Genomic DNA, 20,072 nt, shown 5'->3' on the forward strand with positions numbered 1-20,072 from the left:
GGGCGTGCGGGGAACCGGATCTCGACAAACGTGGAGGAATCGTGCGGATCGGAGTGATGGTCGGGCCCGAACAGGGCGACACCGCTCGCAAGGTCGATCGGATGCTGAAGGACGTCGAGTGGGCGGAGAACGCCGGCCTCGACACCGTGTGGGTACCCCAGATCCCCACGGACTTCGACGCATTGACCGCCGTCGCACTGATGGGAACCCGCACCTCGCGGATCGAGATCGGCACCGCCGTGGTGCCCCTGCAGGCGCAGCATCCGGTGCACCTTGTGCGCCAGGCACTGTCGACGCACGCCGCCCTCGGCGGCCGGCTCGCGCTCGGTGTCGGCCCGTCGCACCACTGGATCGTCCAGGACATGCTCGGTCTGCCCTACGAGAAGCCCGCCAAGTTCACCCGGGACTACCTCGAGGTGCTCGCCGCGATCAGGGAGCTCCCCGGTTCGATCGACGTCGAGAACGACACGTTCACGGTGCACAATCCGCTCGACATCGCACCCGTGGCACCGATGCCCGTGCTCGTTGCCGCGCTCGGTCCCGTCATGCTGAAGATCGCCGGTGAGCGCGCCGACGGCACGGTCCTGTGGATGGCCGACGAACGTGCCATCGGTGAGCACATCGCACCGCGGATCAACAAGGCCGCCGCGGACGCCGGACGACCCGATCCGCGGATCGTGGCGGGTGTCCCGGTGTGCCTGTGCGCACCGTCGGAGGTCGATGTCGCGCGCGAACGCGCCAATCGGATCCTCGCCGAGGCCGAGATCTCCCCGAACTACCAGCGCCTGCTCGAACACGGCGAGTCGAAGGACATCGGCGACATGGCCATCGTCGGCGACGAGGACGCGATCCTCGCCGGCTTCCGGCGTTACGAGGCGGCCGGCGTGACCGACCTGTCGATGCGATTGCTGCCGATCGGCAACACCCGCGACGAACTCGTCGCCTCGAAGTACCGCACCCGCGATGTCGTCTCCGAACTCGTCAAGGAACTGCGGTGAGTGCCGGTCCGCTCTCGGGGATCAAGATTCTCGAGGTCGGTCACATCCTCGCCGGACCGTACGCGACGATGATGCTGGCCGACCTCGGAGCCGAGGTCACCAAGCTCGAACCACCCACCGGCGACCTCTCGCGTCAGGTCAGCGACGCCTATTTCGCGAGCCTGAACCGGGGCAAGCGGAGTATCTGCCTCGACCTGGGTACCGAGGAAGGACAACGCCGGCTCGGTGAGTTCGCCGCCGAATCCCACGCTCTGGTGGTCAATCTGAAGCCGTCGGCGATCCGCAAGTACGGATTGACGTACGACGCGCTGCGCAAGTGGAACGACAAGATCGTGTGCGTCGCCCTCACCGGCTACGGTCTCGACTCCGGTGACGACCCGGCATTCGACTACGTCATCCAGGCGGTGACGGGGGTCGCGGCGCTCACCGGCGATCCGGACGGGCCGCCGACCCTGCCGGGTTACTCGGCGGCGGACAACTCCACCGGTCTGACCGCGGCCCTGGGTCTGCTCGCCCAGATCGTCTCGGGCCGGGGCGGGCAGGTCGACGTGTCGCTGCGCGACGTCATGCTGTCCCAGCTCAACTACCGTGCCTCCGCCTACCTCAACGAGGGCACCGAGCCGCGTCGCATGCCGAACGGGGCGCACTCGTACTACGTTCCGGCGCAGCTCTTTCCGACCTCCGAGGGGCATCTCGCCCTGTTCGTCACCCACGACGGATTCTGGCGGTCGTTCGCGGCGGAAGCGGGCATCGGCGGATTCACCACGATGGCCGAGCGGGCCCGCAGCCGCGACGAGGTCCTGGCGGCCGTGACCGCGGCACTCGCGACCGACACCGCGGCCGGATGGGAAGCGCGGCTGCGTCCGCTCGGTGTTCCGGCCGCAGCGGTCCGGTCCCTGCCGGAGGCGCTCGCGGAAACCCCCGAGGTGGTCGTCACGGCAGGCGATTTCAGGCTCGTCGGCAGTCCCGTCAAGATCGCCGGATACGAACCGGAGTACGGTGCGCCGCCGCGGCTCGGCGAGCACGGTGCGATCCCGGCCCATTCCTGACCGCCCCTACCCGTGCGTGGTTTCGGTAGCACCAGCTACCGAAACCACGCACGGGTAGGTTTTCCGTCACTCGTACTTGACCTTGATCGACGGGGTGTCGGGTACGGCCTGGCACGTGAGCACGTAGCCCTCCTCGACCTCGTCGTCGGAGAGCGCGTCGTTGGTGCGCATGGTCGCGCAGCCCTCGGTCACCAGGGCCATGCAGGTTCCGCAGTTGCCCATCTCGCAGAAGAACGGCGGTGTCAGGCCGGCGCGCCGGGCGCTCTCGAGCAGGGTTTCCCCCTTCTGCCGGGGGACCGTGCCCTTCTTGCGGCCGACGAAGATCGTGACGGTGCCTTCTTCCTCGCTCGCACCGGACGTCCCATCGGCCTCCGGTGGCGCTTCGGAGGTGGAGTCCGCTGCGGCGGGTGCCACACCGAACCGTTCGCTGAACACGCGGCCCGGGCCGGTCAGGGTCGACTCGATCAGATCCATGAACGGTTCCGGACCGCACAGGTAGCTGTCCGCGGCGATGTCGGAGCCGACGAACGCGCGGATCGCATCCGCGTCGAGCAGGCCCTTCTCGTCGTCCAGGTGCCGCACGACGGTCAGGCGGTCCGGGTACTGCTCGACCAGTGCCTCGAGCACGGATTCGAAGATCGCAGACGGACGGTCGCGGTCGGCGCACAGCAGCCGGACCGGGCGGTCGGTGGTGGCCAGGGTGGACTTGGCGAGCGACAGGATCGGGGTGATACCGCTGCCGCCGCTGAATCCCAGCAGGGGCTCCGGACTCTCGCGTAGCAGGAAGGTCCCCGTGGGCCGGCTGATCTCGACCTCGTCACCCTCGGAGACGTTGTCGAGCAGCCAGTTCGACACTTTGCCACTGGGTACCCGCTTGACGGTCACCATGAGTTCGGTGTCGGTTTCGGGCGCGCTGGACATCGAGTACGACCGGTACAGCTCGGTGCCGTCGACGGTGACCTTGAAGTTGCAGAACTGCCCGGCCAGGTAGGAGGCGGGCCCGTCCGCGGGGGCCAGCACGAACGACCGGGCGTCGTCGGTCTCCTTCACGATCCGGGTCACCCGCGCGCGCTGGAACATAGGGGGTCTCGCCATGGATCGTCTCCTCCTCGGGGATTGTTCTACTGCGTGGAGAATTATATTCTCACCTACGATATAGGATCTTCTCAATGTCGAACACCACCACTCGAGACGAGGCACAGTTGTCGGAGCCCACGATCGGCCGGACGCGGAACGCGACCGCCGCACTGGTGTTCGAGGACCGCACCTACAGCCGTGCCGAGTTGGAGGCGCTGGCCTCCGGGTTGGCGGTGCGGCTCGCGGAACGTGGCGTGAGCGCCGGAACCCGGGTCGCGCTGATGTCGTCGAATCGGCCGGAGTTCGTCGTGGCCGTCCGGGCGATCTGGCGGCTGGGAGCATCCGTGGTGCTGCTGAGCCCGGCCTACAAGCAGGACGAGGTCGTGCACGCGCTCGAGCTGACCTGCCCGGCCGCCGCGGTGGGCGATCATCCCGTCCTCGCCGAGCATGCCGACATGCTGCACCTCGACGAGCCGATCACGCCGGCGGCCGGCGAGGTGACTGATGTCCGTCCCGACCCGGGCGCCGAGGCGGTGCTGGTGTTCAGCTCGGGCACGACCGGGCTGCCCAAGGCCGTCCGGCACACCCACGGTTCCCTCGCCGCCGCCGTCGCGCACTGGCGCGACGCGCTGCACCTGACCTCGGCGGACCGGATGCAGGTGCTCACGCCGCCCTCGCACATCCTCGGTATCCTCAACATCCTCACGGCACTCGAAACCGGCGCGTGGCTCAGGCTGCACCGACGCTTCGACATCGACCTGATGCTTCGGCACATCGAACGCGACCGGATCACCGTCGAGATGGCCGTCGCACCGATCGCGCTCGCGATCGCACAGCACCCGGAGCTCGAGAGCTACGATCTGTCCTCGTTGCGCTACATCATGTGGGGCGCGACCCCGGTCACCGCGAGCGTCGCCGACACCGTCACCCGCCGTACCGGAATCGGCTGGGTGCCGGCCTACGGCGCCAGCGAACTCCCCGTCATCGCCTGCAACCCGGTCGACGGTGCGCGGCTCGACAGCGTCGGACGCCCGGTCCCGGGCGTGCGGGTGCGCGTCGTTTCGCTCGACACCGGCGAGGTCCTGCCCGCGAACGGGATCGGCGAGATCCAGGCCCGCGCCGACTCGCTCATGGCCGGATATCTTCCCGGCGACGCGAATCCCGATGCCTTCGACGACGGCTGGTACCGCACCGGTGATGTCGGCTGTCTCGACGAGGACGGCTGGTTGCGGCTCACCGACCGGTCGAAGGAAATGATCAAGGTCAAGGGTTTCCAGGTCGCGCCCGCTGAGGTCGAGAGCGTGCTGCACGGGCATCCCGGCGTCGCCGACTGCGCGGTGTTCGGTGTGCCCGACCCGGTGACCGGTGAAGCAGTTGTCGCCACCGTTGCGACCGATGGCGCGGTCACCGAAGCCGAACTGATCGCCCTGGTCGGCGACCGGCTGGCGTCCTACAAGCGCCCGAGCCGGGTCCTGTTCGTCCCCGAAATCCCTCGCCTGCCCTCCGGCAAGGTGTTGCGCCGAGTACTCAAGGAGCGCTATGGACGTCCGTCTGACGAGTGAACAAAGACAATTACGTGATGCTGCAGCCAAACTGGCCGACGATCTCGGGCCGGGGTCGGTCCAGGATCTCGGCGACGACAGCCGTGTCATCCGGCTCGAGAAGGCCGTCGACACGACCGGATGGCGTGCGCTCCGCTCCGACGGCGCGTCCGGTGTGGAGGTCGCGATCGTCGCCGAGGAGTTCGGTCGCGGTCTCGTCGACGTGCCGTTCCTCGGTCCCGTTCTGGCCGACGACCTGCGTCGTCACCTCGGCGACGACCAGTCGTCGTGGGCTGTCGGTGTCGGTGGCGAGGCCGTCGACGCGCGCGGAATCGACAATGCGGTCATCTTGCAGGACAGGAAGATTCACGCGGCACAGGTCGGCGCCGACATCGCCGCCGCGGACCTGACCCGACGTTTCGCGGAACTCGGCGAGCCGGGCGAATCGCTCGGTGAACTGTCCGCCGACGATGCGGACCGCTGGTACGCCCTCGCCCTCGTCGCGACCACCGCCGACCTCGTCGGCACGTCCCGCGGCGTACACGACCTCGCCGTCGAATACGCGAAGATGCGTGAGCAGTACGGCCACACCATCGGGTCGTACCAGGCGGTCGCACACATGCTGGCCGAGAGCCGGGCACTGATCGAAGGGTCGATCAGTGTGCTGCGGCACGCCGCGTGGGCCGTCGACGAGCTCGACACGACTGCCGCGATCCAGGCCGCCCGGGTCGCGAAGGTCTACTGCGCGCGCGCCGCCTTCACGATCTGCGAGACCTCGATCCAGGTGCACGGCGGTATCGGCAACACCTGGGAGTGCCTCGCGCACGTCTACCTGCGGCGGGCACTCGCGTCCACCGAACTGTTCCCCGTGAGCCTGAAGGAGATCGACCTTGGAGTTTCGTGATTCGCCGGAGGAAGCCGCGTTCCGCGACCGTCTGAGGTCCTGGCTCGCGACCACGGCCAAGCAATTCCCGACGTCGGGCGACGAGTACTGGGCCAAACAGCCCGAGTGGCACCGCGCGTTGTACAGCGCCGGGTTCTTCGGACTGTCGTGGCCGACCGAGTTCGGCGGGCAGGACCTGCCGCCGGTGTACGACGTCATCCTCGACGAGGAACTCGCGATCGCCGGTGCGCCGGCCCGCCCGAGTCTCGGCTACCTGGTGATCGGTCTCGGTCACCACGGCAGCAAGGAACTGCAGCACGAGTTCCTGCCCGGCATGATCAACGGCACCGAACGCTGGTGCCAGGGTTTCAGCGAGCCGGGTGCCGGATCCGACCTGGCGTCGCTGACGACCACCGCGACCCGCGAGGGCGACGAATACGTCATCCACGGGCACAAGATCTGGACGAGCTATTCCGACGTCGCCGACTGGTGCCTGCTGCTCGCCCGCACCGAACCGGACAAGCCGCGGCACAAGGGCATTTCGGCGTTCATCGTCGACATGCACCAGGACGGGATCGAACAACGGCCGCTGAAGATGATCAGTGGCGTCACCAAGGAGTTCGGGCAGGTGCTGTTCGACGGTGCGCGCGTCCCGGCGTCGCGGATGGTCGGCAACCCCGGCGAGGGCTGGAAGCTGGCGATGACGGTGGTCGGGCACGAGCGCGAACCGTCCACGCTCGGGTTCGCGGCGCGCTACGCCAAGACCGTCCGTGAACTCGCGGCCCGGTCCGACGGCCCGCCGTCCGACGAACTCGCCTGGGCGGCAGTGCAGTCGGAGATGCTGCGGTTGCACGTGCGCCGGCGGTTGTCGGAACAGCTCGACGGCCTCACCCACGGTTCGGAGGGCTCGCTCGACAAGCTCCTCATGACGTGGGTCGAGCAGTCGGTCGGGCATGCGGCCCTGTCGGAGGCCGGAACCCGCGACGCGGAGATGCTCGGCACGTACATGTACAGCCGCGCGCAGTCCGTCATGGGCGGGACGTCGCAGATCCAGAAGAACATCGTGGCCTCGCGCATCCTCGGATTGGGAGTTTGACATGTACGACATGCCGGAAGAGATCGACGTCCGCGCGGACGGCGCGCTGCGCATCATCACCCTGAACCGTCCCGATGCGCTCAATGCCGTGAACGACGACCTGCACCACGGGCTCGCGCAGCTGTGGCCGCAACTGACAGCAGACCGCACCGCGCGCGCCGCGGTGATCACCGGTGCCGGTAAGGCGTTCTCCGCGGGCGGGGACTTCGCGTACCTCGCGGAGCTGGCCGAGGACGCGGATCTGCGGGCGAAGACGATCGCGGACGGACGCGAGCTCGTGATCGGAATGGCGCGCTGCCGGATTCCTGTGGTCGCGGCCGTCAACGGTCCTGCTGTCGGCCTGGGCTGCAGCCTGGTGGCGCTCAGCGACATCGTCTACATGGCGGAGAACGCGTACCTCGGCGATCCGCACGTGCAGGTCGGGCTGGTCGCAGCGGACGGCGGTCCGCTCACGTGGCCGCTGCAGATCAGCCTGCTGCAGACCAAGGAGTTCGCGCTCCTCGGCACGCGGATCCCGGCGGAACGGGCCCTCGCGCTCGGCCTCGCCAACCACGTCGTCGCCGATCCGCTCACCGAGGCCCTCGCCGCCGCCAAGAAGATCTCGGAACTTCCGCAGAAGGCGGTCGAGAGCACCAAGCGGCTGGTGAACATCCACCTCGAGCGTGCGATCCTCGCGAGCCTCGACTACGCCATGACCGCCGAGGACCTGACGTTCCAGAGCGACGATTTCCGCGCCAACATCGCCCGGCTGACTTCGAAGAAGTGATCCACCGGGTGTGTCTTTCCGGCCCCCGGGGAGGCCGGAAAGACACACCCGCCGCGGAGCCCCCTGTTAGGATCAGCCCGTGAATTCGCATGAGCCGAAACGGGGTTCGTTCCACCCGGATCTTCGCGTGGCCGCGCTGCTCGCGCCGCGCAGGGCGGTGACGCCGCGCAGTCTCCCGGTGATCCGGTTCCTGTCCAAGGCGATCCGCGGGTCCGGCGCCGAGGTCGTCGATCTCGGGGACGGGGTATCGGTGCGGGTCTTCCGATCCGCCGCAGGCACGGTGCCCGCCCCGGCGCTGGTGTGGATCCACGGCGGCGGTTACGTGATCGGTTGTGCCGCACAGGACGACGCGCTGTGCAGGCGGTACGCGGACCGTCTCGGCGTCACGGTCGTGTCGGTCGACTACCGTCTCGCTCCCGAGAATCCGTATCCGATCCCGCTCGAAGACTGTATGCGCGCGCTCGACTGGACGGTGCGGCAGCGGGAGATCGACCCGCAGCGAATCGTCGTCGGCGGCGCGAGTGCGGGAGCGGGACTTGCTGCCGCGCTGTCGATCCGCGCGCGCGACCGCGGCATCGTCGCGCCCGTGCTCCAGCTGCTGGTGTATCCGATGCTCGACGACCGGACCGTAGACGGCCCCGAGCATCTCCGGCTCTGGGATCCGTCGTGCAACCGGTTCGGCTGGTCGAGTTATCTCGGCGGCGCCGACCCGGACGAGGCGGTCCCGGCCCGCTGCGCGGACCTGCGGGGCCTTCCGCCCGCATGGATCGGTGTCGGCAGCAACGACCTGTTCGTGCAGGAGAACCGGGACTACGCGGAACGCCTCGCCGACGCCGGGGTGCCGTGCACATTCCATGTCGTCGACGGGGCGTTCCACGGATTCGATCTGGTCGCCGCACGTAGCGCGGTCGCCCGCGCATTCTTCGAAACGCAGTGCACCGCAGTGGATGCGGTGCTGCGACCGGATCACCGACGGGACAGCAGCGTTTCCGATCGCTGAACGGTTCCGGTGATCCCGGTGGCGTCCTGCGCGGCGAGCAGAACCGCCGCCGCGCCCATCGTCTCGGGCGGCTCGACCATCTCCGGGGGGATCTCGATGCCGCTGCCACCGGCGGTCCAGCCTTCGGTGAGGACCACCCGGGACGGGCTCAGGCAGTTCACGGCGATGTTGTCGTCGCGCAGGTCCGCGGCCAATCCGAGGTAGAGCCGTTCGACCGCGGCCTTGGACACCCAGTACGCGTTGGACCCGCGGTCCGTCATCGTCACGCCCGTCGTGGTCACCGCGATCAGCGATCCGCCCCCGCGGGCCCGCAGATGCGGAATCGCCGTCCTGGTCACCAGGAACACGCCGGTCGTGTTGACGTCGAGGCACAGTTGCCACCGCTCGAGCGGAGTCGTCTCGATCGGGCCCTGCCAGAGGACTCCGGCATTGGCGACCACGATGTCGAGACCGCCGAACTCGCCGACCGTCGCGGCGATCGCCCTCTCGACGGACGTCTTGTCGGTGACATCGCACGACACCGGAAGAGCGCGACCGCCCGCCGCGACGATCCGGTCGGCGACCGAATGGATCGTGCCGGGCAACCGCCCTTCGGTCTCCGAGCGTGCCGCGACCGCGACCGCCGCGCCCGCCTCGGCGAGTGCGGCGGCGACCGCGGCGCCGATGCCACGGCTGGCACCGGCGACGAACGCGACCTTCCCCTGGAGCGAGGTCACTTCGGCGGGAACCGCAGGGCGCCGTCGAGGCGGATGACCTCGCCGTTGAGGTAGTCGTTCTCGACGATCGACGCGACGAGGGTCGCGTACTCGGGGGAACGGCCCATGCGCTTGGGATGCGGAACCTGCGGGCCCCAGTACGCCTCGAGCTGGTCGCCGGCCTTGCCGTAGGCGGGAGTGAGGAACGTGCCGGGGGCGATCGTGACGACGCGGACGCCGAGCGGCGACAGGTCGCGGGCGGCGACCAGGGTCATGCCGACGACGCCACCCTTCGCGGCCGAGTAGGGGAGCTGACCGATCTGGCCCTCGTACGCGGCGATCGACGCGGTGTTGACGATGACGCCGCGCTGTCCGTCCTCGAGCGGCTCCTGCCGGGCGATGGCGGCGGCGGCCAGGCGCATCACGTTGAACACCGAGATCAGGTACGAGTTGATCGTCTTGGTGAAGTTCTCGAGCGGCATCGCGCTGCCGTCCTTGCCGACGAGACGGCCACCTCCGGCGGGGCCCCCGTGGCAGTCCACGGACACACGCAGCGGTCCGAGCGACTCGGCCTCGGCGATCGCGGCGAGCACCGACTCCTCGCTCGATGCGTCGGTGCGGACGTAGCGCACGCCCAGTTCCTCCTCGAGCGCCTTGCCCTTCTCGTCGTTGACGTCGGCGACCACGACCTTGGCGCCGCCGGCGTGCAGGCGACGCACGGTGGCCTCACCCAGTCCTCCGGTGCCGCCGACGACCAGGGCGGAAATGCCGGTGATCTGCATGTTGATTTCCCTTCTTGCAACTAAAGCTCTCGGCTTGCGAGAATAATGTTCTCATGAACATCAGCATGATTCTAGAAATGGCCGCAAGCAACGGCGATCGGTCCGTCGTGACCTACGGAGGCCGGTCCCTCACCGGCCCCGAACTCCACGACCGGGCTCGCGCCGCCGCGAGCCGATTCCGTGAATACCCGGCCGTGCTGTACCTGGGCACGAACCACCTGGCCTACCCGGTGGCGCTGTTCGGCGCCGCGTTGGCGGGGGTCCCGTTCGTGGCCCTGAACTACCGGCTGGGTGAAGCGCAGCTGACCGCGCTGCGGGACCGGCATCCGGGCGCCCTCGAACTCGCCCCCGACGATCTCGACGCCTTCGTCGACTCCACCGCGACAGCCGTGGACGCCGACGAGGCCGCGCCCGAGTGGGACGGCGACGCCGTCGCGGCGATCATCTACACCAGCGGCACCACCTCGGATCCCAAGCCCGCCGTGCTGCGGCACCGGCACCTGCTCGCGTACGTGCTCAACACGATGGAGTTCGCCTCCGCCGCGGAGACCGATGCCTCGCTCGTGTCCGTCCCGCCGTACCACATCGCGGGCCTGACGAATCTGCTGTCCAACCTGTACACGGGCCGCCGTGTGGTCTACCTCGATGCCTTCGACCCCGACACCTGGCTCCACACCGTGCGCCGCGAGAAGGTCACGCACGCGATGCTCGTGCCGACGATGCTCGCGCGCATCGTCACCGGACTCGGGGACGAACCGGCCGACGTGCCGTCGCTGCAGAGCCTCGCCTACGGCGGATCACGCACACCGCGCCCGGTTCTCGAGCACGCTCTGCGCGCCTTCGCGGACACCGGGTTCGTCAACGCCTACGGCCTCACCGAGACCGCCTCGTCGATCGCGGTGCTCGGCCCGGACGACCACCGGGCTGCCTTCGCGTCCGACGATGCGGCCGTTCGTGACCGCCTCGGCTCCGTCGGCCGGCCCCTTCCCGGAATCGAGATCGAGATCCGCACGGAAGAAGGCGAACCCGTGACGCCCGGCGAGACGGGGCTTGTGTTCGTCCGCGGCGAGCAGATCTCCGGCGAGTACGGCGGGCGCAGCGTGCTCGACGAGCAGGGCTGGTTCGCCACCCGCGACCTCGGCCACGTCGACGACGAGGGTTACCTGTTCATCGAGGGGCGTGCCGACGACACCATCATCCGCGGCGGCGAGAACATCGCCCCGGCCGAGATCGAGGACGTCCTGCTCGAGCACCCCGGGATCACCGAGGCCGCGGTCGTCGGGGTCGCCGACGCGGAATGGGGCCAGCGCATCGTCGCGGTCCTCGTCGGTGACGCGGATCCGGACGAGATCACCGCGTGGGTCAAGGACCGGCTGCGATCCTCCAAGACACCGGACACCGTGGTGTTCCGCGACGAACTTCCCAAGACCGAAACAGGAAAACTCCTGCGCCGGACCCTACTGACCGAACTGGAGAACACCAATGCCTGAAGCCGTCATCGTCTCCGCGCTGCGAACCCCGATCGGTACAGCAGTCAAGGGCACGCTCCGCGATACCACCGCATTCGACCTCGCCCACCACATCGTGGCCGAGACGGCGAAGGACCTCGACGCGGCAGCGATCGATGACGTCATCCTCGGCGAAGGTCTCTACGGTGGCGGAGTCATCGCCCGGCACGCCGCGCTCACCGCCGGCCTGACGTCGGTTCCGGGTCTGGCGCACAACCGGCACTGCGCGGCCGGGCTCGCTGCTGTCCAGACCGCCGCGGCGGGCATCCGGGCCGGGATGGACAAGCTCGTGATCGCGGGCGGCGTGAACTCGGCCTCCACCTCCCCGCGGGCGTTGATGCGCCAGGGCGAGGAGTGGGTTCCGTGGATGTCGCCGTCGCACGTCGACCGGCCCGACGCCCCCAATCGCGACATGTCGATCACCGTCGGCTGGAACGCCGCGGTGAAGGCAGGGGTGAGCCGGGAAGAGATGGACGCCTGGGCTTTCCGGTCCCATCAGGTCGCCATCGCCGCCATCGACGAGGGGCGTTTCAAGGAAGAGATCGTCCCGATCGGCACCCCGCACGGCCTGTTTTCCGTGGACGAGCACCCGCGTCGCGACACCAGCCTCGAGAAGCTCGCCTCCCTGAAGGTGCTCCACCCCGAGATCGAGGGCTTCAGCATCACCGCAGGCAACGCGTGCGGCGGCAACGACGGTGCTGCGGCGCTCGCCATCGCGAGCAGCGACCTCGGGTTGCCTGCGCTCGGCACCGTGCGAGCCTGGGCGTCGGTCGGTGTCGACCCGGCCATCACCGGTCTCGCGCCCGTCGAGGCGATCCCGAAAGCACTCGCGCGTGCGGGTCTGTCCATCGCCGATGTCGACCTGTTCGAGATCAACGAGGCGTTCGCCGCGCAGTGCGTCGCCTGCATCAAGCTGCTCGAGCTGGACCCCGACAAGGTCAACGTGAGTGGCAGCGGCTGCTCGCTCGGCCACCCCGTCGCCGCGACCGGCGCGCGCATGCTCGTCACGCTCGTGCACGAACTGCGCCGCCGCGGAGGCGGAATCGGTGTCGCGGCGATGTGCGCGGGCGGAGGTATGGGCTCGGCGACGGTCATCGAGGTGCCCGCACCGTGACGTCCGCAGTTCCGGGCGCACGGTACGGTGCGCCGTGACGGTCGACGAACTCCTCGCCGCCGCGCGCACCGGTTCGATGCGCGCGGCGGGACGGCTGCTGACGATGGTCGAGGACGACCGGCGCGACGAAGTGCTCGCCGCTCTCGACCCGGTGCCCGCGCGGGTGGTCGGGCTGACCGGACCACCCGGCGCGGGCAAGTCGACAACCGTCGGCGCGCTCGTCGCCGCCTACCGTGAGCGCGGCCTGCGGGTCGCGGTGCTCGCGGTCGATCCGTCGTCCCCGTACAGCGGGGGAGCGCTGCTCGGCGACCGGATCCGCATGGCCGCACACGTCAACGATCCGGACGTGCTGATCCGGTCGCTGGCGGCGCGAGGACACCTCGGTGGGCTGTCTGCTGCGGTGCCGGCCGCGATCCGGTTGCTCGCCGCGCTCGGCTACGACGTGGTCCTGCTCGAGAGCGTCGGCGTCGGACAGTCCGAGATCGAGATAGCGGCGGTCGCGGACCCGACGATCGTGATCCTCAATCCGGGTGGCGGCGACGCGATCCAGGCCGCGAAGGCCGGTCTGCTCGAGGTCGCCGACCTGCTCGTGGTGAACAAGGCGGACCGGGACGGCGCCGATCAGACGGTTCGTGATCTGAAGGCGGAGACGGATGTTCCGATTCTCAAGCTCGTCGCTTCGACGGGTGAGGGTATCGACGCGCTGATCGACGCGGTCGAACTGCATCAGCGCGCGGACAGCGGGGAGCGGCGGGCCGCCCGCGCTCGCTCCCAGATCCTGTCGCTGGCACTGTCGCAGCTGCGTACGCTGCCGGAACTCGACGACCTGGCCGCCGCGGTCGCGGACGGGAGCAGCGACCCCTACAGCGCGGCCGCGCGGCTCCTCGGCCGCGATTCACGCCGCTGACCGACCCGCGCCCCCGGGTGATGGTTCCCATCACCCGGGTAGACCGAATATTGGTTCCCATCACCCGGGGCGGGGCGGGACGGTTCAGCCCAGGGCGGTGAGCACCTGCGGCAGTTCGGCGGTGGTGCGGATGCCCGGTGCCGCCGCGCACACCACCGGTACGGCGTTGACCGCCCGGTTCGCGGTGTACGACGGGGATACCGCACTCATGCGCTCGAGCGGGATCGGGAACCGGATGTCGATGTCCAGCGGAGCATCGCCGGCAACGTCGATGTGCCATCCCGTCGGCCGGATGTCCCAGTCGACTTCCACGTCGGTGGTGCAGTACCACGTGGCCCGGAACTGCAGGAGTGCTTCTCCGTCACGCACACCCGCAACGGTGATTCGCTGTGCGGCAACGGTACCGGGCTCCAGTGTGCCCGCGGCGATGGTGACCTTCTCGCGGGCGGTGGCGAGCTCGCCGTGGGCCTCGACGGAATCGAACCGCAGTCCGAGTGCATCGGCGACCGAGTGCAGCGACGGACCGAAGTTCGACCGGATGTGATCGATGCGATAGTCCTCGAACCCTGCGGGCTCACGTCCGAAACCCATGATGTCGAAGAGGATTCCGGGAGAATCGCGCTGTGAGAGGTCGGCGAACTCGTCGATCGCGAGGCGGTCGAGGTTGCGCTGGATCGAGGTGAGCACGATGGGCAGTGCCTCGGTGACGAATCCCGGACTGCTGCCGGTGCTGTGGATCGATGTGCCGCCGAGTGCGCAGGCGGCCTCGACCTCGGCCCGTGCTGCCGGATCCATGGCGGAGGGATGGTGGAACTCCCCGCGCGTGGTGACGATGTTGCTGCCGGAGGCGAGGATTCGGCACACCTCGTCGAGATCGAAGAGGCGCGGCATGTACAGCACGCAATCCGCGCGGAGTGCAAGGATGTCGTCGATGTCGGTGGTCGCGGTGACGCCCGTGGCGCCCGTGTCGCACAGGTCCCCGGCGTCGCGTCCGGCCTTCTCCGGCGTATGGACGTACAAACCGGCCAGTTCCAGGTGCGGATGCTCGATCACACCACGCAGGGCGCGGGTTCCGATGTTCCCGGTCGCCCACTGGACGACCCGGTACGGGCCCTCCGGGCTCCGAGTTCCGATGGTGTTGTCGGGCAGCGTATTCGGATCCAATGAAACCTCGATCGGGTCAGGGTTGGGGCAGGCGCAGCAGGGCTTCCTGTGCGAAGGATGCGACGAGCGTGCCCTTCTCGTCCAGGACGTCGCCGCGGCCGAAGCAGCGGCCGTGGGCGATCAGGGGGCTGTGCTGACGCAGCAGCAGCCATTCGTCGGTGCGGAAGGGACGATGGAACCACAGTGTGTGGGACGTGACGGCCGAGGTGAAGACCGTGCCGTTGCCGGTCTGGGCCAGGCCCTCGAGTGGGCGGAGGGCAGTTCCGATCAGCGTCAGGTCGGTTGCGTAGGCGGTCAGTGCGGGAGCCAGTCCGGGATCGACTTCCGGTGTGCGCATCCACATTTCGTACTCGGGCGGCGAGGACTCGTACGAATTGAGGTCCTCGGTCGTCCGGATCTCCCACGGGATCAGGTCGACGCGGGTGCGATCGGACTCGCCGAGCACGGGCGGAACGGCGTCGACGGTCTGCAGTTCGGGGCCCTCCTCGCCGACGTGCATCGAGACCGAGGCGGTGCCGATGACGCCCGAGGACTGACTCGCCACGATGCCGAGTGTGGCGAACGAACGGCCCTCGTGCTGGCGGGTGACCTCGTACCGGACCGGTTCCGCGGCCTTGCCCTCGCGCGGGAACAGGGCATGCAACGACTTGATGCGCTTGGCCGGGCACGCGGCTTCGGCGGCGCGGACGAACTGGCCGAGGATCTGGCCGCCGAACAGCCGATGGTATTCGAGGTGCTGGTTGCTGCCTTCGAAAACGACCGGTCCGGTAGCTTCCGGCGGGTCCGCCGGCGAGTCGGCGCGGAGATCGAGACAGGCGAGAAGATCGTTCCAGAGATCGGGCACGTCGCCAGTGTAAGCGAACTATCCCCGATTGAGAATACGATTCTCGTCAGCTTCCGGCGAACCCCCGGGCACAGAAGTTCCAGACTTCCTCGGCGGAAATCGGCTTGATGGTCGCGTCGTCGGCGTTGCCGGCGGATTGCGCGGTGAACATCACGGTCTGCATCGTCATCGCCGCGAGGCGGCGGGGGTTCGAGCCCGGACGCAGCTCGCCGGAGGCGTCGACCTTCTCCATCAGCTCGGTGAACAGCGCGAGCATCGAGGAGTGCGCGACCTTCACCTCGGCCGGATGCGTGAGCAGCAGCTGCGGCGCGAAATCGGTGAACAGCGGACGTTGCGCGCTCGGGTCGGGGCGGCAGAACTCGAACAGCAGCTCGATCGCGACGCGCAGTTGATCCAGCGGCGTGTCCTGCCCGGACGCGGCGGCGCGGATCTGGTCGGCCGAGCGGCTCAGGGCATCTTCGAACAGGGCGAGCAGCAACTCGTGCTTGCCGTCGAACTGCAGGTAGAAGCTGCGGAGGGACTGCTTGGACCGGTCGACGACCTCCTGCACGGTGAAGTCCGTGCTGCCCTTCTCGGCAATGATCGACTGAGCCGCGTCCAGGAAGCGCTGCACCCGCTGTTCGGCACGAATCTTGGCGGTCCTGATGGAGCGCTCGACTGCGCGCTGCTTCCAGGCCGGCTCTTCGCTGGGGCCGGTCACCACCGGCTCTGTTCTGTGACACATGTACCGAGCATGGAAGCAACTGTACCGGAGAGTCAGCTCGCTCAGTACGCCGACCGAGCCTGTGTCGTCAATTCTGAGAGACTATTACTTTCATCAAACGAGAATGATATTCTCGCATCATCATTGTGCACCGCAGCTCTGGCAAGGAGGCAGGCCGGGATGCTCTTCGAGTTCGACTCCGATCAGCGACTATGGCAGAAGACGGTCCGTGACGTCACGGCCAAGGAATGCGCGCCCACGCTGATCCGCAGCATCGTCGACGATGGTGCCGACCCCGGCCCGCTGTGGAAGACATATGTCGACCTCGGCTGGACCGAGCTGACCGACACCGAGACCACGGTCGAACTCGCGATCGTGCTCGAGGAGCTCGGCCGCTCGACCGATCCGACGCCCTATCTCGCCACGATGACCCAGTTCGCACCTCTGGCAACGGGATTCGTCGATCCCGCGATGGCCGGCGCGGCGGTGTACAGCGGCGTCACGGCGCACCGGGACGAGGAGGGCTGGATCCTCGACGGAACCGCCCACCAGGTGCTCGACGGCGACCGTGCGGCACAGTTCGCCGTGGTCACCGACGCGGGAACGTTCGTCGTGCCATCCGATCGTGTGACCGCGACACGCAGCCCGATCTTCGACCCCGTGCTCCACCTCGCGGAGGTCTCCTTCGTGGGTGTCCGTGTCGAGGACGAGCGCAGGATCGCAGCCGATCTCGAACCGGCACGCCACCTCGCGCTCACCGGGATCGCACTGACGACGGTCGGTGCGTGCCAGCGGATCCTCGACATGGTCCTCGGCCACGTCCGGGAACGTCAGCAGTTCGGGGTTCCGATCGGCTCGTTCCAGGCCGTCAAGCACAAGGCCGTCGACATGCACGTTGCGATCGAGCGGGCCCGCGCCCTGGGCTACTACGCGGCCCTGACGATCGCGGAGAACGACCCTCGCCGCCGTGTGGCGGCCTCCATGGCCAAGGCAGCGGCCGGTGAATGCCAATCGGTGGTGTTCCGAAACGGCCTCCAGTTGTTCGGGGCCATGGGCTTCACCTGGGAGAACGACCTTCAGTTCGCGCTCAAGCGCGCCAGAGCCGGCGAGCATCTGCTCGGCGGCGCCGCCGAGCACCGAGCGCTGATCGCCGAGGAGTACCGTGCAACTCACCTTTGATGCCGACGTCGAGGAGTTCCGGGCCGAGTTCGTGGCCTTCCTCGACGAGAACCTTCCGGACGAGGCCGAGACCGGGGTGCGCCCCATCTCGAGCGCCGACGTCCCGGACTGGGCGCGGCCGTGGCAGCGCCTCCAATTCGACAGCGGCTGGCTGCTTCCCGGGAATCCGCCCGAATTCGGTGGTCGCAACGCGACGATCCTGCAGCAGTACGTGCACCTCGAGGAACTGTCCCGTCGCCGCATCTACCACAGCTTCAACCCTCAGGGGCTCGGGATCATCGCCGCCTCGATCCTGTCGTTCGGAACGCCGCAGCAGAAACAGCAGTGGGCCGTACCGATCCTGCGGGCGGAGATCACCGCCGCGCTCGGCATGAGCGAACCCGGCGCCGGTTCCGACCTCGCCGGCCTGCGCACGCGGGCGGTCCTCGACGGCGACCACTTCGTCGTCAACGGCCAGAAGGTCTGGACCTCGGGCGCGCACGACGCCGACGTGCTCCTCACGTTCGTGCGGACGGATCCGGATGCGCCCAAGCACAAGGGAATCAGCGTGCTGTTGATTCCGACGGACACACCCGGTGTCGTGCGCCGCCCGTTCGCGTCGATCGCGTCGTCGGACGACCTGGATTTCAACGAGGTCTTCTTCACGGAGGTACGGGTGCCGGCGGAGAACCTGATCGGCGAGCTCAACGGGGGCTGGGGCGTCGCGAACGGCGCGCTCGGACACGAACGTACGCTGCTGTGGCTCAGTTTCGCGGACCGGCTCCAGGATCTCGTCGAGGACTTCCACCCGTCGACCGTTCTCGACCGCGACCGGTACGCCACTCTCGCAATGGATCTGCAGGCTCTCCGTCTGCTGGGATCCGGTGCCCTGGCCCGCGCGGACCGCGGTGAGCAGGATGTCGCGGCGCTGTCGGTCCTCAAGCTGCTCGGATCGGAGGCGGTGCAGACCGCGTCCGAACACGCGCTCGACGCCGCGGCGGCGGACGGTCTCGTCCACCCTGCGTGGACGGCACCGTTCAACGCGTGGAACAACGACAACTTCGCGTGCGGCTGGTTCGAGCGGTTCGCCCGCAGCTTCGCCGGTACCATCGCCGGCGGTACGTCGGAGATTCAGCGAACAATCGTCGCCGAGCGCGTGCTCGGCCTGCCACGGGGATGAGGGTCCGGCTGTGCACATTCTCTACGAGGTAGCCGACAAGATCGCCACGATCACGCTGAACCGGCCGGAGGCCGCGAACGCTCAGAACGCCGCGCTCCTCGACGAACTCGATGCGGCGTGGATGCGCGCAGCCGACGATCCCGAGGTTTCGGTCATCGTGCTCAGAGCCGAAGGCAAACACTTCTCGGCCGGTCACGACCTCGGCACCAAGGTGCCCGACGATCTGAAGATCACACTCGAACTGATCTACGGCAACGAGAGCCGGCGCTATCTCGAGTACTCCCTGCGCTGGCGGAACATCCCCAAGCCGTCGATTGCCGCCGTCCAGGGGCGTTGCATCGCCGGCGGGTTGCTTCTGTGCTGGCCGTGCGACCTCATCGTCGCTTCCGAGGACGCGTCGTTCTCCGACCCGGTGGTGATGATGGGCATCGGCGGGGTCGAGTATCACGGGCATACATGGGAGCTCGGCCCGCGCAAGGCGAAGGAGATCCTGTTCACCGGTCGCCCGGTCACGGCGCACGAGGCCGAGCAGACGGGGATGGTCAACAAGGTCGTGCCCCGTGACCGCCTGGACGAGGAGACTCGCGCACTCGCGGCGAAGATCGCGGCGATGCCTCCGTTCGGTTTGCGGCAGGCCAAGCGTGCCGTCAACCAGACCCTCGATGTACAGGGCTTCTACGCCGCCATCCAGTCGGTGTTCGACGTCCATCAGACCGGCCACGGCAACGCGCTGAGCGTCGGTGGATTCCCGATTCTGGTGAACCTGGACGAGATGAAGGCGAAGATCGAATAACGTAGCCCGATCCGCACCGCCGGACCATCTGGACGGCAACGGAATTCGAGGTGCGAAAAGCCCAACCCGGGACGAGTAGGCAACGTACTCTCGCAGGGACCTGGGGGGAAGTTCCAACACATTGGTGGACGGAATCGGTTCGTCCACCGGAGAGGATCCGTCATGCGCGTTTCGAACATCCGTCGTGCAGTCGCCACCTTCGGGATGGTGGCGGTTGCGGCTGTCACCCTCGTGGGCTGCAGCAGCGACGACGACAGCTCCGGCGACAGCACCACGACCAAGGCGGCCACCACCACGTCCGAGACGACCGCGGCCACCGAGACGACCACGGCGGGCGCAGCCGGAGCAGCGGCGGATCCGGCGACGACCGAAGCGGTCACCAACGCCTACGTCACGTTCTTCAACGGCTCGACCCCGCCGGCCGAGCGCGCCGCACTGGTCGAGAACGGCGACGTCTTCCTGCCCACTCTCGAAGGCATGACGGCCAACCCGCAGGCCATGGCCACGACCGCGACGGTCGAGGGCGTCACGCTCACCGACCCGGAGAACGCCGAGGTCAAGTGGACGCTGCTCATGAACGGTGCGCCGGTGCTGCCGGACCAGTCCGGTGCGGCGATCCAGGAGGACGGCACCTGGAAGGTCACCGCAACGACCTTCTGCACCCTGCTCGCCATCCAGGGTGGGGGCGCTCCCGTCCCGGGCTGCTGATCTCCGCCGAACACACGAACCGCCGCCGGTTCGGGCACGGAACTTCCGATCCCGAACCGGCGGCGTTACTCGTGCCGAGGGGTGTGTGGTGCGGACACGGACAACG

20 protein-coding genes are annotated in these 20,072 nt (G+C 68.4%); 14 read left to right on the forward strand and 6 right to left on the reverse strand.

Annotated elements, in window-relative coordinates:
* Positions 1-41 precede the first annotated feature (41 nt).
* Positions 42-998, forward strand: coding sequence for an LLM class F420-dependent oxidoreductase (locus A8G15_RS22170; RefSeq protein WP_068164635.1), 957 nt, complete (start codon positions 42-44; stop codon positions 996-998).
* Positions 995-2,047 carry a CaiB/BaiF CoA transferase family protein gene (locus tag A8G15_RS22175; RefSeq protein WP_068164639.1) on the forward strand — a complete coding sequence of 351 codons (1,053 nt, stop codon included), beginning with the start codon at positions 995-997 and terminating at the stop codon, positions 2,045-2,047. The genes A8G15_RS22170 and A8G15_RS22175 overlap by 4 nt, the downstream gene beginning before the upstream one ends.
* Before the next feature lie 66 nt (positions 2,048-2,113).
* On the opposite strand, the gene A8G15_RS22180 is transcribed toward A8G15_RS22175, so the two are convergent.
* Positions 2,114-3,142 (reverse strand): ferredoxin--NADP reductase, encoded by a 1,029-nt coding sequence (locus tag A8G15_RS22180; protein ID WP_068164643.1) that lies wholly within the window; start codon positions 3,140-3,142, stop codon positions 2,114-2,116.
* 74 nt (positions 3,143-3,216) lie between these two features.
* On the opposite strand from A8G15_RS22180, the gene A8G15_RS22185 reads away from it, so the two are divergent.
* From A8G15_RS22185 to A8G15_RS22205, 5 genes are all read left to right on the forward strand, one after another.
* The gene (locus tag A8G15_RS22185) at positions 3,217-4,686 is read left to right on the forward strand and encodes a class I adenylate-forming enzyme family protein (protein WP_082900085.1); all 1,470 of its coding nucleotides are present in this window, start codon (positions 3,217-3,219) and stop codon (positions 4,684-4,686) included.
* Positions 4,664-5,569 (forward strand): acyl-CoA dehydrogenase family protein, encoded by a 906-nt coding sequence (locus A8G15_RS22190; protein WP_068164644.1) that lies wholly within the window; start codon positions 4,664-4,666, stop codon positions 5,567-5,569. The genes A8G15_RS22185 and A8G15_RS22190 overlap by 23 nt, the downstream gene beginning before the upstream one ends.
* The gene (locus A8G15_RS22195) at positions 5,556-6,644 is read left to right on the forward strand and encodes an acyl-CoA dehydrogenase family protein (RefSeq protein WP_068164648.1); all 1,089 of its coding nucleotides are present in this window, start codon (positions 5,556-5,558) and stop codon (positions 6,642-6,644) included. Before A8G15_RS22190 ends, A8G15_RS22195 begins: the two co-directional genes overlap by 14 nt.
* A 1-nt stretch (position 6,645) precedes the next feature.
* Positions 6,646-7,410 carry an enoyl-CoA hydratase/isomerase family protein gene (locus tag A8G15_RS22200; RefSeq protein ID WP_068164651.1) on the forward strand — a complete coding sequence of 255 codons (765 nt, stop codon included), beginning with the start codon at positions 6,646-6,648 and terminating at the stop codon, positions 7,408-7,410.
* Positions 7,411-7,489: 79 nt separating this feature from the next.
* The gene (locus A8G15_RS22205) at positions 7,490-8,410 is read left to right on the forward strand and encodes an alpha/beta hydrolase (protein WP_068164654.1); all 921 of its coding nucleotides are present in this window, start codon (positions 7,490-7,492) and stop codon (positions 8,408-8,410) included.
* Here the strand turns inward: A8G15_RS22205 and A8G15_RS22210 are convergent.
* Both A8G15_RS22210 and A8G15_RS22215 read right to left on the reverse strand, forming a co-directional pair.
* Positions 8,377-9,126 carry an SDR family NAD(P)-dependent oxidoreductase gene (locus A8G15_RS22210; protein ID WP_068164657.1) on the reverse strand — a complete coding sequence of 250 codons (750 nt, stop codon included), beginning with the start codon at positions 9,124-9,126 and terminating at the stop codon, positions 8,377-8,379. The genes A8G15_RS22205 and A8G15_RS22210 overlap by 34 nt on opposite strands.
* A complete protein-coding gene (locus A8G15_RS22215) occupies positions 9,123-9,887 on the reverse strand; it encodes an SDR family NAD(P)-dependent oxidoreductase (protein WP_068164660.1) in 765 nt (254 codons plus the stop codon). Before A8G15_RS22215 ends, A8G15_RS22210 begins: the two co-directional genes overlap by 4 nt.
* 53 nt (positions 9,888-9,940) lie before the next feature.
* On the opposite strand from A8G15_RS22215, the gene A8G15_RS22220 reads away from it, so the two are divergent.
* The 3 genes from A8G15_RS22220 to meaB all read left to right on the forward strand — a co-directional run bounded on the left by A8G15_RS22220 (position 9,941) and on the right by meaB (position 13,416).
* Positions 9,941-11,377, forward strand: coding sequence for a class I adenylate-forming enzyme family protein (locus A8G15_RS22220; RefSeq protein WP_068164662.1), 1,437 nt, complete (start codon positions 9,941-9,943; stop codon positions 11,375-11,377).
* Positions 11,370-12,509: a thiolase family protein gene (locus tag A8G15_RS22225; protein ID WP_068164665.1), complete on the forward strand. Its 1,140-nt coding sequence runs from the start codon at positions 11,370-11,372 to the stop codon at positions 12,507-12,509. Before A8G15_RS22220 ends, A8G15_RS22225 begins: the two co-directional genes overlap by 8 nt.
* Positions 12,510-12,585: 76 nt before the next feature.
* Positions 12,586-13,416, forward strand: a complete 831-nt coding sequence (gene meaB / locus A8G15_RS22230) for a methylmalonyl Co-A mutase-associated GTPase MeaB (protein WP_156665516.1) — start codon at positions 12,586-12,588, stop codon at positions 13,414-13,416.
* A gap of 84 nt (positions 13,417-13,500) precedes the next feature.
* On the opposite strand, the gene A8G15_RS22235 is transcribed toward meaB, so the two are convergent.
* The 3 genes from A8G15_RS22235 to A8G15_RS22245 are packed head-to-tail and all read right to left on the reverse strand — an operon-like array spanning position 13,501 to position 16,148.
* Complete coding sequence (locus A8G15_RS22235; protein ID WP_245687954.1) at positions 13,501-14,580, reverse strand: NAD(P)H-dependent amine dehydrogenase family protein; 1,080 nt, start codon at positions 14,578-14,580, stop codon at positions 13,501-13,503.
* Positions 14,581-14,596: 16 nt separating this feature from the next.
* The gene (locus A8G15_RS22240; protein WP_068164673.1) at positions 14,597-15,424 is read right to left on the reverse strand and encodes an acyl-CoA thioesterase; all 828 of its coding nucleotides are present in this window, start codon (positions 15,422-15,424) and stop codon (positions 14,597-14,599) included.
* 46 nt (positions 15,425-15,470) lie between these two features.
* Positions 15,471-16,148, reverse strand: a complete 678-nt coding sequence (locus A8G15_RS22245) for a TetR/AcrR family transcriptional regulator (RefSeq protein ID WP_082900086.1) — start codon at positions 16,146-16,148, stop codon at positions 15,471-15,473.
* A 159-nt stretch (positions 16,149-16,307) separates the two neighbouring features.
* On the opposite strand from A8G15_RS22245, the gene A8G15_RS22250 reads away from it, so the two are divergent.
* From A8G15_RS22250 to A8G15_RS22265, 4 genes are all read left to right on the forward strand, one after another.
* The gene (locus A8G15_RS22250) at positions 16,308-17,306 is read left to right on the forward strand and encodes an acyl-CoA dehydrogenase family protein (RefSeq protein WP_068164676.1); all 999 of its coding nucleotides are present in this window, start codon (positions 16,308-16,310) and stop codon (positions 17,304-17,306) included.
* Positions 17,290-18,465, forward strand: a complete 1,176-nt coding sequence (locus A8G15_RS22255) for an acyl-CoA dehydrogenase family protein (RefSeq protein ID WP_068164679.1) — start codon at positions 17,290-17,292, stop codon at positions 18,463-18,465. Before A8G15_RS22250 ends, A8G15_RS22255 begins: the two co-directional genes overlap by 17 nt.
* 10 nt (positions 18,466-18,475) lie before the next feature.
* Positions 18,476-19,258 carry an enoyl-CoA hydratase gene (locus A8G15_RS22260; protein WP_068164682.1) on the forward strand — a complete coding sequence of 261 codons (783 nt, stop codon included), beginning with the start codon at positions 18,476-18,478 and terminating at the stop codon, positions 19,256-19,258.
* 162 nt (positions 19,259-19,420) lie between these two features.
* The gene (locus A8G15_RS22265) at positions 19,421-19,966 is read left to right on the forward strand and encodes an MTB12 C-terminal domain-containing protein (RefSeq protein ID WP_068164685.1); all 546 of its coding nucleotides are present in this window, start codon (positions 19,421-19,423) and stop codon (positions 19,964-19,966) included.
* Positions 19,967-20,072: the final 106 nt, after the last annotated feature.

This window comes from Rhodococcus phenolicus, from assembly GCF_001646785.1.
Classification (GTDB): domain Bacteria; phylum Actinomycetota; class Actinomycetes; order Mycobacteriales; family Mycobacteriaceae; genus Rhodococcus; species Rhodococcus phenolicus.

Coding starts and splice junctions, on each gene's coding strand:
- A8G15_RS22180 (WP_068164643.1), bottom strand. CDS start 3,142: ATGGCGAGACCCCCTATGTTCCAGCGCGCGCGGGTGACCCGGATCGTG.
- A8G15_RS22185 (WP_082900085.1), top strand. CDS start 3,217: ATGTCGAACACCACCACTCGAGACGAGGCACAGTTGTCGGAGCCCACG.
- A8G15_RS22190 (WP_068164644.1), top strand. CDS start 4,664: ATGGACGTCCGTCTGACGAGTGAACAAAGACAATTACGTGATGCTGCA.
- A8G15_RS22200 (WP_068164651.1), top strand. CDS start 6,646: ATGTACGACATGCCGGAAGAGATCGACGTCCGCGCGGACGGCGCGCTG.
- A8G15_RS22215 (WP_068164660.1), bottom strand. CDS start 9,887: ATGCAGATCACCGGCATTTCCGCCCTGGTCGTCGGCGGCACCGGAGGA.
- A8G15_RS22220 (WP_068164662.1), top strand. CDS start 9,941: ATGAACATCAGCATGATTCTAGAAATGGCCGCAAGCAACGGCGATCGG.
- A8G15_RS22225 (WP_068164665.1), top strand. CDS start 11,370: ATGCCTGAAGCCGTCATCGTCTCCGCGCTGCGAACCCCGATCGGTACA.
- meaB (WP_156665516.1), top strand. CDS start 12,586: ATGCGCGCGGCGGGACGGCTGCTGACGATGGTCGAGGACGACCGGCGC.
- A8G15_RS22245 (WP_082900086.1), bottom strand. CDS start 16,148: ATGTGTCACAGAACAGAGCCGGTGGTGACCGGCCCCAGCGAAGAGCCG.
- A8G15_RS22250 (WP_068164676.1), top strand. CDS start 16,308: ATGCTCTTCGAGTTCGACTCCGATCAGCGACTATGGCAGAAGACGGTC.
- A8G15_RS22265 (WP_068164685.1), top strand. CDS start 19,421: ATGCGCGTTTCGAACATCCGTCGTGCAGTCGCCACCTTCGGGATGGTG.